Here is a 404-nt window from a genome sequence, read left to right on the forward strand (position 1 = left end):
ACATATGGTTGACACATTACTGGTTGCACTACTTACAAATGGTAATGTTCTGCTTGAAGGATTACCCGGAACAGCAAAGACTCGTTCTATCAAATCATTGGCTTCTGCCCTACAAGTTGACCTTGGTCGTGTTCAATTCACTCCAGATTTGTTGCCTTCGGACGTAACAGGCACAGAGGTGTATCAAGATGTAGACGGCAAACCGACGCTTACCTTCCAACCGGGCCCCGTTTTCAACAATCTATTACTGGCCGATGAAATCAACCGCTCCCCAGCAAAGGTACAAGCTGCATTGTTGGAAGCAATGGAAGAGCGTCAAATCACTGTAGCTGGTAAGACTTACCAACTTCCTGATCTATTCATGGTTTTAGCGACACAAAACCCGGTTGAACAAGAAGGTACTT

1 protein-coding gene is annotated in these 404 nt (G+C 45.3%); it reads left to right on the forward strand.

The features are described from left to right. Positions 1 to 404, forward strand: a 404-nt coding sequence (locus AB4512_RS22640) for an AAA family ATPase (RefSeq protein ID WP_372175783.1), incomplete at both ends; no start/stop codon positions are given.

The sequence above is a fragment of the Vibrio sp. 10N.222.52.B7 genome (genome assembly GCF_041474275.1).
GTDB lineage: Bacteria > Pseudomonadota > Gammaproteobacteria > Enterobacterales > Vibrionaceae > Vibrio > Vibrio crassostreae_C.